Below are 12,289 nucleotides of genomic sequence, written 5' to 3'. Positions count from 1 at the left end.
CCCGGCTCGGTCACCTACAGGCCGATCGCGCCGGCCGCGGTGTCGGCGTCTCGCCAGCGCCGCAGCTCCGAACCACGCGCCCATGTCGAGTGGGTGCCGCTGGAAATGCGCTCCGGCAGTGCGAGTTTGCACACCGGTCCGTCGGCGACCCTGGCCGCGTCGAACACCAGGCAGTACGAGGCGTCGGCGTTCATGTCGGTGGTCAGCGTCACGAGGTAACCGTCGTCCTCGGCGCTGCTTCCCACCCGCGGCGCCATTGCGGTCTCGCTGCCGTACACGCCGTCGTCGAATGTGAAACGTTCCTCGGCGCCCGTGGCAACGTCGTGCTTCACCAAACCGTCGAACAGGAACCATCCTGGCTTACCCGTTGCGGCATACGTGTAGCGGTACTGGCCGCCCGCGTATCCACCGTTGATCATGCCGAACTCGGTCGTGGAGTCCGAAAGGCGTTCTTCGCGCGTCTCGCCGGTGACCAGGTTGAAGCGCCAACGATGGAGGTTGGTCTGCAATCCGTCGAGGGCGAGATACCGGAACGCCTTCTTGTACTTGTCTCCGGTGAGGGTGTCGACCGGCGCGGGATCACCTTCGAAGAAGCCGTCGAGGACGATCTCGTCGCCGTCCTCATAGGCATTGACCCAATGCAGGACGAAGGTTGGATCGGCCTCGAACCACCGGATCTCCTCCGGGCCACCGCGGCGGGGGATCACCGCGAACCGGGACGGCATATCTCGGTGAAACCCAGGGAGGTGGACGCCGGCCTGCAGCAGCTTCGGATCCCAGAACAGCGGAAAGTCGTTGAGGATCGCATAGCTTTCGGTGAACGCCATGTCGTGGGGGAGGCGCGGTCCGGGAAGCGGGATATCGATGAAATGCACCAGATCATTGGCGGCATCGACGACGCCGTAGCGCATGTACGGCGCTTCCTTGCTGTAGGTGAAGAACAGCAACTCCCCGGTGCGGTCGTCGACCTTCGGGTGCGCCGAAACCCCCCAGTCGAACGGGAAGCCGCCGTTGAAGTCCTCTTTACCCAAGGTGTTCCCGGTGAAGGGATCGATGCGGTACATGTCGCCGCACTGGTAGTGGCTCGTCAACGCCGTGCCGCGGTGCACGATCACGTCGGTACTCGACGCGTCCTTCATCAGCGTCCGTGCGCCCCAACCGTAGTCGCGCTTCGCGAGCTGGATCGGTTCGGCGAGGCCGGGCCACAATGGGCCGCCCTCCTCGTTCTCCGCGTCGAAACCGTCGGTGCGCACGAACCTGTTGCGGTAGAACGCCTTTCCGTCACGGAATCCGACGACGTGCACCATGCCGTCGCCGTCGAACGGATGGTAGAACTTCAGCGCGGGGTGCAGAGGGTTCTCGGTGTTGCGCAGGTACACGCCATCGAGGTCGTGCGGAATCTCGCCCTCGACCGCCTGCAGATCGTCGGCATCCCATTCGGTGGTCTGTGGGCGCCACGGTCCGGTGCGGTAGGGGTGGTCGTCGTCCTCGGGCAGCGTCGACAGAAACTTCCCGACGACCTCCACGTTCACGCTCATCTCACACTCCACTCACGACGAAACTGACGGTGGTGGCGGTGCTTCCGCCGAAGTTCAAGGTGCCGAACGTCTTTGCGCCCTCGACCTGGTAATCGCCCGCACCGCCGCTGACTTGCTTGGCGGCGTCCAGGAGCATGCGCACACCGGACGCGCCGACGGGATGCCCGCCGCCGATGAGGCCTCCGCTGGGGTTGATCGGCAGCAGCCCACCCATCTCGATCTCACCGTTCTCGATGGCCTTCCACGATTCGCCGGGTCCGGTGAGCCCGATGTGGTCGATCGCGAGATATTCGCTGGGCGTGAAGCAGTCGTGCACCTCGAAGCCGTCGACGTCATCGAGGGTGACGCGCGCCCGGTCGAACGCGTCGAGCACCGCGGTGCGCACGTGGGGCAGCACATAGGGGTTGTCGGCCGAATGGTCGAGTTTCTGCTGCAGGCCGAGGCCGACGGTGCGGTGGCCCCAGCCGTCGATTCGTCCGATTGGACGCGCGGTGGTGTGATCGCGCAGCCAATCGTCGGTGACGAGGACGATGCCCGCGGCCCCGTCGGTCATCTGGCTGCAGTCGAAGCGACGGATGCGCCCATCGATGACGGGGTTTGCGTCGTCGTCCGCGGTGATCGGGTCCGGAACCGCCCACCCCCGCGTCTGCGCATTGGGATTGTTGCGCGCGTTGGCGAAGTTGACCTGGGCGATGGCGCGCAGGTGGGAGTCATCGATGCCGTAGCGGCGGTCGTACTCGGCAGCCACTTTGTCGAACATGTGTGGCCACATGAATTTGGCGTCGGCTCCCTCGTGGTCGGTCCACGCGGCCGCGCCGAGGTACTGGGCGGCGGTGTCGCCGTGCACCGTCTTCTCCAGCTCGACGCCCAGCACCAGCGCGGTCCGGTATGCGCCCGAACGAAGATCCGCGATGGCTGACAGCGTGGCGACACTGCCCGAGGCGCAGGCGGCCTCGTGCCTCGAGGCGGGTGTGTCCCACAAACCGCTGTTGACGGTGGCGGGCATGGCGCCGAGGTGGCCCTGCCGGGCGAACATCTCGCCGAAAGCGTTGCCCAGGTGTACGACGTCGATGTCGGACGCGTCGACCTTCGAGGCGGTGAGGGTCGAATCCACGACTTCGCAGGTCAGGTCGGCGAAATCTAGGCCCTCCCGGGTCAGGTTGCGGGCGAAATCGGTCTGATAGCCACCGAGGATCCAGACATTGGGTGCGCCCACGATGGTGACGTTACTACAATTAAGAGAGTGACCCTAGGGTTCGGCTCCGTCGGCACTCAGGTCTGAACCGACGGAACCTTGGCTGTGCGTAGAGGTCGACCACTACGCGAGCCTCTATTGGGACTGCCCGTTGTGTGAGATGGCAAACGTTCGTGTATCGGACACCCGGATTGGGAAGACTGTAGCGATGACTGAGGTACGGAACCACGACCTAGCTCGCCGGATGGCCGAGTTGGCGCGTGCTGCCGCGTCGCCTCGCAGTGTCGGTGAAGTTCTGTCCGACGTCACCGAGACGGCGAAGGAACTCATTCCGGGTGTCGACACAGCGGGGGTACTGCTTGTCGGCAAGAACGGCAAGTACGAATCGTTGGCCGGTACCTCTGACTTGCCTCACACCCTCGACGACCTACAGATGACTTTCGGCGAGGGTCCGTGCGTGCAGGCCGCGATGGACGATCTGATTGTGCGGACCGACGATTTCCGGTCCGAAGCACGCTGGCCCAAGTATTCGCCTGCAGTCGTCGAACTCGGCGTGCTCAGTGGACTGTCGGTCAAGCTGTACACCGCCGATCGGACCGCCGGCGCCCTGAACATGTTCAGTTTCGAGGCGAACTCGTTCGACGGCGAGGATGAGACGATCGCGACTGTTCTTGCTGCGCACGCCGCGGCCGCGATCCTGGCCAGTCGGCAGGGCGAGCAGTTGCAGTCGGCGTTGACGACAAGGGATCGCATCGGCCAGGCCAAGGGCATCATCATGGAGCGCTACGACATCGACGATGTGGCGGCTTTCGAGATGCTGAGGCGGCTTTCGCAGGACAGCAACGTCCGTCTGACCGATATCGCACAGCGAGTCATCGAGACGCGGGGCGGTAACGACAATCGCGGCGCCGAGTAGGCGATCCGCACCGCGAGAAAGCGCTTGACTGAGACGGCGCCGACACTGCAGCCGCTCTATCTGTTCGCCGACAGTCAGCTGCTGTTCTGGAGGCGCAACGGCCGACTGGTTCTGGACGCGGCCCTCGACGGTTTCGCGCGGAACACTGCAATCCGCGCAGCTTACGTAGGTGCCTCCAACGGCGACAGGATGGATTTCTACGAAGTCTTCGAAGCGGCGATGGATGCGATCGGAATCGCCGATCGACGCATGATCGTTTCCTCGTTTGGTCCGGCCGACCGCGCATTTCTGGAGTGTGCACAGTTGATCGTCCTGGCGGGGGGCGATGTGCAGCGTGGCTGGGCCACGATCGAAGCAACCGGCATGAAGGACGTGATCTTGGACCGGCACGCTAAAGGCGCTGTGCTGGTGGGTATTTCAGCCGGTGCGGTGCAGCTGGGGTGGTATGGCGTCGGCGAGACGTGGGCATCGGCGCCGGCGGCGCCGTTCGAGGTGTTCGGGCTCGTCCACATGGTCGTCGACACACATGACGAGCACGCCGGATGGGCGCGGCTGGCGCGCACGATTCATCTGCTCGACGGAACAGTCGCCGGGCTCGGGATCCCCTCTGGTGGCGGAGTCATCGTGCACCCGGACGCCACCATCGAGTCGCTGCGACGGCCCGCACTCGAATTCCGTTCAGAGCGTGGAAGGATCGCGCATTCACTGCTCCACCCGAAAATCGATTAGTTCCGCCGATCCGGCGCAATGCCCTCATAACGTGTCACAATGATGTGGCCGACCTTCAGTGAAGGAATCGATCGTGGAGTTTTCGAGATTGGCCCGTAGTTGGCCGGATCGCCGGCTGTGGGCTGCGCGGGTGTTCGCATTGCGAGCGACCATCCTCGGATTGATTGATCAGTATCCGTGGGCCGCGGGGATGATCGCGGTGCCGCTGACGATCATCGGGCTGGCTGGCGTGGTCACGCTCCCTCTGCTTTTTGTGCCACTGCTGGTACTGACCGGCGTCGTGTTGGTCGTGATCGAGTATTACGCGGATCAGCAGAAGCCGGGTGTGTACCAGGAGCAGACTGCCGGCGGCGGCCCCACGAGATGGAACCTCCGGTCGCGCATGGGCCAATTCAGGCTGCACGGCTCATCCAAGTGGCCGCAGATGATCAGGGAAGCGCGTGCTCGGGCGGAAGCCGTGGCAGCCGAGTCGCTGGCCTCCGCAGCCCGAGCCCTGGCCGCTGACGCCAGGAAGCAGGCAGACGTCGCGGAGGCGCGGACGCGGGCAAACCAGCTGCATGTCGAAACACAAACCGAGACCAAACCGACCTTGCCTGCGGATTAGACGCTCTTCTACTGCGCCGCCATATGCCTGCGCACAGCCCGGTACGGCGACCGCAACATGCAGCCATTATTAGATAGTCGCGCTGTGCCCCCGGCAGGATTCGAACCTGCGGCACGCCCCTCGACAGCAAACCGTCTATCAGCGTAATATCGCGTCTAGCTGCACTGATGCCCGCCGCCTCGCTTGACAGCAAGTGACTCAGAGTGACACTGGAGGGCACAGATAGGGCACAGCTAAGGCACGACGGGAGCACCGACCATGAGCACGACCCAGCGAACACGCCGCCCGCGACGATCTTGGGGCAAGGTGAAAGCCTTGCCGTCCAAGCGCTACCAGGCGTCGTATATCGGCCCCGATCTGCTGCGGCATTACGCGCCGCACACCTTCACGTCGAAGCTGGACGCCGAGCACTGGGTCGCTGAGGAGAGGCGAGTGCTGGAGCGCGGCGAGTGGACCCCACCGAGCGTGCGAGCCGCCGCCCAGGCCGCACGAGGGCAGACGTTCGGGGAGTACGCGAAGGTGTGGATAGCTCAGCGTGACCTCAAGCCGCGCACCCGGCAGGGCTATGAGGAATTGCTCGCCGCACCGCTGCGGCGGCTGCACCCCGTCCCGCTGGCGATGATCACCCCGGCCACCGTGCGCACCTGGCATAGCGGGCTGGGCTCAGCGACTCCACGACGACGGGCACACGCCTACGGCTTGTTGCGGGCGATTATGAGCACCGCCGTCGCTGACGGGCTGCTCACCGCCAACCCGTGCCAGCTCCGAGGGGCACAGAACACGCCGACCAAGCGGGCCGCAATCGTGTTGACGCCCAACGAGATAGCGAAGATCGCGATCAACATTCGACCGGCACCACTGAAAGCCGCCGTGCTCATCATGGCGTGGGCTGGCCTGCGGTGGGGTGAACTTATCGAGTTGCGGCGCAAAGACATTGACATCGACGCCGCCGTGATCCACGTAGGCCGCGCGGCCACGCACCGCAACAAGCAATGCTGGGTGGACTCACCGAAATCGGGCCGTATCCGCACAGTGACGCTGCCGCCGCACATTGTCGGTGACCTGTCTGACCACCTCGCCGCGTTTGTGGACGACGACCCCGAGGCGCTGCTGTTCTGTGCCCCGCACGCCTGCCACTACAACGACCGCACATTTCGCGATCACTTCGCTGAAGCTGTTGCCACCGTGGGTAAATCGGGTGTGCGCATTCACGATCTGCGACACACCGCAGCGACGACAGCGTCGAAAGTCGCCTCTCAGGCTGCGCTACAGGCGCGCATGGGGCACAGCACGGCGTCAGCATCGGCCCGGTATCAGCACGTCGCCTCCGGTGAGGACCGGGCCATTGCGCATGCTCTGAGCGCTTTGGCTGCCACGCTGGACGCTGATAGCGCCACCGGCTGATCACGCTGCTCGCGCCCGTCGTCGCAAATTAGACCATCGGGCAGGGCCGTCACGATGGCCCGCCACGCAGGCTCAGGTGCGTCATTTGTCGCACCTCAGTGCCCCGAATCCCCGCTGTGAGAGCCGGTTTCGGCATGGTGTGACGCAGATCACACAACGAATTTCCTTGGCTACCGTAGCCGAGCGTTGAGGCGCGACCTGCGGAAACGAGTGTTTCCGTGGCTACCGTAGCCAATATTCCTGATTCCTTCGCTACGTCAGTTTACCGTTGCGGCACAACGGGTTTCGCGGTTGCGGGCGGGTGTAGCTTCTGTCTCATGTCATCACCGACAACGACAGGAAAGGAAACAGGATCATGCAAAGAATGCTCAGCCTGGCCGACGCCGCCGAAGCGGTGGGCGTCAGTAAGCGCCACATTCGGCGACTGGTTGACGAGGGACAGTTAGCGGCCTATCGGCTGGGACCGCCGCCGTCGCGAGTCGTGCGCGTGAAAGAAGAGGATCTGATCGCGCTATTCGAGAACATCAAAGGCTGATACAGCGAATTAACCAACACACCAACACATTTGAAAGGCTGCGAAATGACAACCAAATCCGCCGACGCCAAACCGCGCGGCGCACCACCCGCGACGTGGGTGATCGAACAGACGGACTCAAAGGGCCATCTGTCCTACTGGCTTGACTGCGACCTGTTCGGCGGCTTCGCGTCGATAGTGACGGGGCCGCTGGGGCCACCGGACGGCGTCGGCACCGTTCGCACATGGGGCACCAAGGCCGACGCTGAAGCGGCGTTCCGCAAGGTGTACGGGCGCATGGCGCGCGGCTATCGCGCGGTGAGGCTGACCGACGAGCAGGTCGCACGGCTGACGCCACCGGGTGCCAACACCAAACCCGTGCCCGACACGGTGGCCGCAGCGCTGGCCAAAGCGCGAGCCAAGAAAGCCGCACCGGCTGACACCACCCCTACCGAGATCGTGCCGCAGCGGGCGACTGAGCCCGTGACACCGGGGGCTGATGCGCAGGCCGCGCCTGCTGTGCCCGATGTGACAGACAAGCCGCTGACCAAGGCGGCGGCGCGGGCGCTCACCGACGAGATCAAGCGCGATGCCGAAGTGCTGTGGGAGAAGATCGCACAGGCGTTCACGGAACGCGCGTGGGCCGCACTGGGCTACCCCTCGTGGGATGGGTACTGCGCCGCCGAGTTCGGGTCGCTGCGGTTGCGCCTGCCCCGCGAGGAACGCAGCGAGGTGGTGTCGTCACTGGCCGACGCCGGTCTGTCGAATCGCGCCATCGCGACGGCTACCGGAATCAGCGAGATGACGGTGCGCCGCGAGAAGGCAGCTGCGACAAATGTCGCACCTGTGATCGACGCCGAGATCGTCACGGAGGCACCTGTCTCGAATGAGACACCTGGCCGCAAGCTGACGGTGGTGCGCGAGCCAGCCCGCACGGTGACCGGCACCGATGGGAAGCGCTACGCGAGCAGTCGGGTTAAGCCGCCGAGGCAGAGGCAGCGCGACGTTTTCAAGGGTGCTGCCAATCTGGCGGTGCTGACGTGCAAGGTGGCCGACGAGGTAGACCACCTCAAGAATTTGGGCAAACACAAAGGCACGCCAGATGAGGTCGCGAAGCTTCTCGAAGCTATCCGACACTTGAGGTACGCGCAGAAGATTCTGGATAAGTGGCTGGCGACCAACGTGATTGACAAACCGACAGGCAATGGCTGAACGCGCGGCGGCGTAACGGCACCCCAAATCCGTTGCGCCTGCGGGCTACTCAGCTCACCACAGCACCACGATTGAAAGGAACATCATGAGCACACTGCAATGGCAGCACAAAGAGGCCCACGACGGCACGCCAGAGGGTTACCTCGCTTGTGTTGTTGACGACGATGGAGCAGAGCGCGTCTACGCCATCTTGAGGACGAATCCCGCTGCGCAAGACGGTGATCCGAGTTTGGTGATCACCAGCGAGGAACTTCGCTACCGGCAGGATGGGTGGTCGATGTCTGCGATCAGCAGTGCCACGGGACTCGATGGCCTGGACGCAGTGCACCTCTATGCGACTGCCGAAGCGGCTCAGCTCGCGGCGCAAGAGCGCGAGGATTCGGTGGTGACACCATGACTACCGCGACGACCAATCTTGATGTGCTGCGGGCATATACGGCTCAGTTCGGCGTTGAGGTGGGGCCTGATGAAACCTTCATGCCGCACGAGCCGGTCAGCGCCGACGCCGCCGCCGAGGTTGTCCGAAACTGGGTGACCGGCTCCGTGACCTCTGGGGTTACACCCGACGGCGGTATCGCCACATTGGAGCCGCGTCGGGCCGTCGGGAGAAACTTAGATATCAAAAAAGGAACTATATTAATACAATGGGGGGTACAAAGAATGCGTTGCGGCACAACAAGATTCATGGAGACAATTCTTCTACGACCGTAGAACAATTCGACGCCGTTGTCCCCCAACGGTTTTCGCGCACAGAGGCATTGACACAGCTGGGTATAGTGGAGTAGACGGTGGGATGGTGACACATGGGTGAAGTCGTACGAGGCGAATTCGCTTTAGGGCCGTCGCAGCGCGCCGAGGCCGCAGAGCGCCGGGTTTCGCACAGCACCGTGTGGTTGGAGCGCAAAGGCGATGAGTTGCCCTACGCCAAAGTCAGGGGCACCAACGGCAAGGTCTACAACGCACGCCAGCTCACCGCCGAGCAGCGCCGCACGCGCACAAAGCGCATCAAAATGCTGTTGAACCTGGGCTATAGCGTCACGGCCATTGTCGAAACGCTCGATGTCTCTCGTGGTGTTGTGTCGAGAGTTGCGGAGTCGACGCCGAAACGCCGGAAAGTCTCCAGGGCGAGCCGCCGCGCTTGGAAGAACCGAGGCACCGGCTAGCCGCCGACGCCGCCGCCAGCGGGCAGCACAGCGGCGGGAATCGACCACTAGGCGCACCCGGTCCCGTATCACTCGCCGTCGAATCGACGTTTGTGCCGAAGAGTCGAAAACTGGGTCGACCGACCCCATTGTGCCGCCCGTTGTATCAACCGCTCAGATGTCAGAAGCGACACCCACTGTGCCCCTCACGGTGGCCGACCAGCAACACGCCCGGCATCGGGTCGCAGTGACTCAGAGTGTCAGCGAACGCCATACGAGAGGCTGCGCTAGGGCACGAGGCCGCATCGGCGGTCAGACTGGCTAACAGCGAGAGCATCGCTACGCAGTGGCGAAGTCGTGACAGCAAACGACAACAAGGGTGCCCCCGGCAGGATTCGAACCTGCGACACCGGCTTTAGGAGAGCCGTGCTCTATCCCCTGAGCTACGGGGGCGGACCGCAGGAAGCTTACCGGTCGGGACCGCCACCTCTTGGGCAGCCCAGATCTCGGTTTTGGCAAATTTGACAAAACTTCTTCCGAATTGGCCCGCCGCACCGTAGCGTCTTCAGCCGTGGAGCTGAAGTTGCAGCGCGTCGGCGCATGGTGTGGGACCGCGATGATCGTCCTCTACAGCGTGTGCTTTTCCGGTATCGCAAAACTCTTTCCGCCGATGTCCCCATCGGACACGGCCGAGCAGACCGACGCCTTCCTGACCACCGAAAACCTCTGGGTCCGTTTCGGGCTTGCCGGCGCACTGCTCGCAGCCGCGCTCGCCATTCCGTTCCACGCGGTGATCGTGCTGCGCCTGCGGCGAGCCGAGGGGCAATGGGGCATGCTCACCCTGACCCAGATCCTGGCCGCCGCGATCTTCACGCCGGCGATGATGTTCTCGCTGATGGCGTTGGCGGCGGCCGCATTTCGGGCCGGGCAGCGCGATCCGGAGATCACCCAGGCGTTCAGCGATTTCTTCTGGCTGTGGTTCATCGGCATCGTCGGCACCATCGTCATGCAGAACCTCACGCTGGCGATCGCCTCGTTCACCGACAAGGGCAACCCCCCGACCTTCCCGCGCTGGTACGGCTTCCTCAACCTGTGGGTGGCCATGCTGTCGCTCCCCGGCTGCGTCGTGATCGCCATGAACACGGGGCCGCTTGCATGGGATGGCGTGTTCTCCTACTACCTGCCGGGTCTCGCCCTGATCGTCTGGATGATCGGCACCACCGTCGTGCTGCTGAAGTCCATCAAGGCGGAGGAAGCCGCCGAAAGCCGGCTGGCCGCAACGCCGTGACGGCGGCTGCGACGGCGCCGGGCGATCCATCCGCCCGGCGGATCCCCGCCGAGTCCGGCACATGGGTGTTCCTGTTCGGCGACATGCTCGTGTTCGGCGTCTTCTTCGTCACCTTCATGGTGGAGCGGGCCAAGGCGCCCGAGCTGTTCGACGTCGCCCGCACGTCGCTGCACACCGGCGTCGGCGTCACGAACACCCTGGTCCTGCTCACCAGCTCGCTGTGCATCGTCGTGGCGCTCGGCGCGATCCGCGCAGGCGCGAAGTCGATTGCCGCCAAAGCTGTTTCGGCGGCGATCGCGTTCGGCCTGCTCTTCATCGGCCTCAAGGTCTATGAGTATGTGTCGCTGGCAACCAGCGGCCACGGCCCCGGTGCGAACGACTTCTTCCTCTACTACTTCATCCTGACCGGACTGCATCTCTTCCACGTCTGCGTCGGCATCGGCGTGCTGGGGTTCCTGCTGACGCAAACGCGCCGCGACGACATCAGCACCACCCGGATGGCGGCCATCGAGGGTGGCGCGTGCTTCTGGCACCTCGTCGACCTGCTGTGGATCTTCCTGTTCGCGCTGCTGTACCTGGTGAGCTGATGCGGGGGCCTTCGGTGTTCCAGCTGGTGCGCAACCGCGCGGGCCTCTCATGGCTGATCCTCGTGGCGGCGACGCTCGTCTCGTGGGCAGTCGGCGCCGATCACGGCACCGGCTCGATGGTGGCGATCGTCGTCCTGGCCATCGCGGCGATCAAGGTGCGCCTCGTCGGCCTGGACTTCATGGAACTGCGCCACGCGCCGATACCGTTGCGCGTGTTGTTCGAGGTCTACTGCCTCGCCGTGTGGGCGGTGCTGTCGGGCCTCTACCTCTGGCTGTGACTAGCGCAGTTCGGCGATCACCTTCGCGAACTCCTCGCCGTGTTGCTGCTGCACGGTGATGTAGGTGACCCCGTACGCGTCGCGCAGGTGTCGAATGGTGTCGGCGATGTCCCTCGGCGTACCCGAGAACACCGCGGGCGTCGCCAGCATCTCTTCCTCGGACAGGTCCGGCAGGAACCTCCTCACCAGCGACAGGTCGGGAACCCCCGAGTTGTCGGTGGGCAGCGCGATCACCGACAGGTTCAGTTCGAGCTCGTCGAACCGGTCGCCGGCGGCCTCGCGGACGAAGGCGATGCGGTCGGCGAGCGGATCCACGCCGCCGATGATCGGGTGACCGCCCGTCAGCCCGATGATGTTCGCCTGCTGCGCGGCGAGGGTCAGCAGCTTGTCGCCGTTGCCCGCGATGAGGATCGGCACATCGGCGGCGTGCTCGTTCATGTGCTCGGTGACGTGACGCAGCCACGCGACGCGTTCACCCGCCGTGGGGTAGGGCAGCTCGGCTTGCTCGAACTCCTCTTTGACGTACCCCGCGCCGAGGCCGAGATCGAAACGGCCGCCGCTGAGGTCGCGCAGCGACATGACGTCACGCGCCAGTAGTGCGGGCCGGTAGAAGCCGGCGTTCAGCACAAAGGTGCCGACCCGCAGCCTCTCGGTGGCCATCGCCATCGCCGTCATCATCGGGAACGGTGCGGTCGTGTAGAGGTGGTCGGCCATGTGGATGATGTCGTATCCCATGTCCTCCGCGCGGCGCGCCCAGTCCTGGACCGACTTCTGCCGACGTGCAGCCTGCAGCCCGACACCGAACCGGAAATCTCTGCCCATCGCCTGATCGTAGAAGTTCTGCTCGGCGGGGTTTAGCCGGTGTCAGCAATGGGCATGATT

Annotated in this window: 14 protein-coding genes and 1 tRNA gene; 11 read left to right on the top strand and 4 right to left on the bottom strand. The window is 64.3% G+C overall.

Translation table 11 applies throughout. The features are described 5' to 3' along the window. Positions 1-14 precede the first annotated feature (14 nt). The gene (locus tag M1248_RS19140) at positions 15-1,532 is read right to left on the bottom strand and encodes a carotenoid oxygenase family protein (protein WP_317149451.1); all 1,518 of its coding nucleotides are present in this window, start codon (positions 1,530-1,532) and stop codon (positions 15-17) included. 7 nt (positions 1,533-1,539) lie between these two features. Beyond that, entirely contained in the window at positions 1,540-2,754 is a 1,215-nt protein-coding gene (locus tag M1248_RS19135) for an acetyl-CoA acetyltransferase (RefSeq protein WP_317149393.1), read from the bottom strand. 187 nt (positions 2,755-2,941) lie between these two features. Here M1248_RS19135 and M1248_RS19130 point away from each other — a divergent pair, with 187 nt between their 5' ends. The 8 genes from M1248_RS19130 to M1248_RS19095 all read left to right on the top strand — a co-directional run bounded on the left by M1248_RS19130 (position 2,942) and on the right by M1248_RS19095 (position 9,275). Next, positions 2,942-3,649 (top strand): GAF and ANTAR domain-containing protein, encoded by a 708-nt coding sequence (locus tag M1248_RS19130; protein ID WP_317149392.1) that lies wholly within the window; start codon positions 2,942-2,944, stop codon positions 3,647-3,649. 24 nt (positions 3,650-3,673) lie between these two features. Continuing rightward, a complete protein-coding gene (locus M1248_RS19125; protein WP_317149391.1) occupies positions 3,674-4,378 on the top strand; it encodes a Type 1 glutamine amidotransferase-like domain-containing protein in 705 nt (234 codons plus the stop codon). A 73-nt stretch (positions 4,379-4,451) separates the two neighbouring features. Beyond that, positions 4,452-4,982 carry a hypothetical protein gene (locus tag M1248_RS19120; RefSeq protein WP_317149390.1) on the top strand — a complete coding sequence of 177 codons (531 nt, stop codon included), beginning with the start codon at positions 4,452-4,454 and terminating at the stop codon, positions 4,980-4,982. 306 nt (positions 4,983-5,288) lie between these two features. Then, the gene (locus M1248_RS19115) at positions 5,289-6,386 is read left to right on the top strand and encodes a site-specific integrase (protein ID WP_317149450.1); all 1,098 of its coding nucleotides are present in this window, start codon (positions 5,289-5,291) and stop codon (positions 6,384-6,386) included. Between the two features lie 355 nt (positions 6,387-6,741). Further along, positions 6,742-6,921, top strand: a complete 180-nt coding sequence (locus tag M1248_RS19110) for a helix-turn-helix domain-containing protein (protein WP_317149389.1) — start codon at positions 6,742-6,744, stop codon at positions 6,919-6,921. A gap of 45 nt (positions 6,922-6,966) precedes the next feature. Then, the gene (locus tag M1248_RS19105) at positions 6,967-8,112 is read left to right on the top strand and encodes a hypothetical protein (protein ID WP_317149388.1); all 1,146 of its coding nucleotides are present in this window, start codon (positions 6,967-6,969) and stop codon (positions 8,110-8,112) included. A gap of 85 nt (positions 8,113-8,197) precedes the next feature. Then, positions 8,198-8,509 carry a hypothetical protein gene (locus M1248_RS19100; RefSeq protein WP_317149387.1) on the top strand — a complete coding sequence of 104 codons (312 nt, stop codon included), beginning with the start codon at positions 8,198-8,200 and terminating at the stop codon, positions 8,507-8,509. A 406-nt stretch (positions 8,510-8,915) separates the two neighbouring features. Then, entirely contained in the window at positions 8,916-9,275 is a 360-nt protein-coding gene (locus tag M1248_RS19095) for a hypothetical protein (protein WP_317149386.1), read from the top strand. 359 nt (positions 9,276-9,634) lie between these two features. Here the strand turns inward: M1248_RS19095 and M1248_RS19090 are convergent. Continuing rightward, positions 9,635-9,707 (bottom strand) — tRNA-Arg (locus M1248_RS19090). Positions 9,708-9,825: 118 nt separating this feature from the next. On the opposite strand from M1248_RS19090, the gene M1248_RS19085 reads away from it, so the two are divergent. Genes M1248_RS19085 through M1248_RS19075 form a run of 3 tightly spaced genes read left to right on the top strand, consistent with a single transcriptional unit; the run spans position 9,826 to position 11,407 of the window. Continuing rightward, on the top strand, positions 9,826-10,542 hold the full coding sequence (locus M1248_RS19085; RefSeq protein WP_174262265.1) for a hypothetical protein: 717 nt from the start codon (positions 9,826-9,828) through the stop codon (positions 10,540-10,542). Continuing rightward, a complete protein-coding gene (locus M1248_RS19080) occupies positions 10,539-11,129 on the top strand; it encodes a cytochrome c oxidase subunit 3 (protein ID WP_317149385.1) in 591 nt (196 codons plus the stop codon). The genes M1248_RS19085 and M1248_RS19080 overlap by 4 nt, the downstream gene beginning before the upstream one ends. Then, on the top strand, positions 11,129-11,407 hold the full coding sequence (locus M1248_RS19075) for a cytochrome C oxidase subunit IV family protein (RefSeq protein WP_317149384.1): 279 nt from the start codon (positions 11,129-11,131) through the stop codon (positions 11,405-11,407). Before M1248_RS19080 ends, M1248_RS19075 begins: the two co-directional genes overlap by 1 nt. Here the strand turns inward: M1248_RS19075 and M1248_RS19070 are convergent, their stop codons facing one another. After that, on the bottom strand, positions 11,408-12,229 hold the full coding sequence (locus M1248_RS19070) for a TIGR03621 family F420-dependent LLM class oxidoreductase (RefSeq protein WP_317149383.1): 822 nt from the start codon (positions 12,227-12,229) through the stop codon (positions 11,408-11,410). Positions 12,230-12,289 lie beyond the last annotated feature (60 nt).

Source organism: Mycobacterium sp. 29Ha, assembly GCF_032883055.1.
GTDB classification, from domain to species: Bacteria; Actinomycetota; Actinomycetes; order Mycobacteriales; family Mycobacteriaceae; genus Mycobacterium; species Mycobacterium gallinarum.
This window is presented reverse-complemented; position numbering and strand designations above follow the sequence as displayed.

Excerpts from the sequence above, each read along its gene's own strand:
- M1248_RS19130 (WP_317149392.1), top strand. The coding sequence starts at position 2,942 with ATGACTGAGGTACGGAACCACGACCTAGCTCGCCGGATGGCCGAGTTG.
- M1248_RS19110 (WP_317149389.1), top strand. The coding sequence starts at position 6,742 with ATGCAAAGAATGCTCAGCCTGGCCGACGCCGCCGAAGCGGTGGGCGTC.
- M1248_RS19105 (WP_317149388.1), top strand. The coding sequence starts at position 6,967 with ATGACAACCAAATCCGCCGACGCCAAACCGCGCGGCGCACCACCCGCG.
- M1248_RS19100 (WP_317149387.1), top strand. The coding sequence starts at position 8,198 with ATGAGCACACTGCAATGGCAGCACAAAGAGGCCCACGACGGCACGCCA.
- M1248_RS19095 (WP_317149386.1), top strand. The coding sequence starts at position 8,916 with ATGGGTGAAGTCGTACGAGGCGAATTCGCTTTAGGGCCGTCGCAGCGC.
- M1248_RS19075 (WP_317149384.1), top strand. The coding sequence starts at position 11,129 with ATGCGGGGGCCTTCGGTGTTCCAGCTGGTGCGCAACCGCGCGGGCCTC.
- M1248_RS19070 (WP_317149383.1), bottom strand. The coding sequence starts at position 12,229 with ATGGGCAGAGATTTCCGGTTCGGTGTCGGGCTGCAGGCTGCACGTCGG.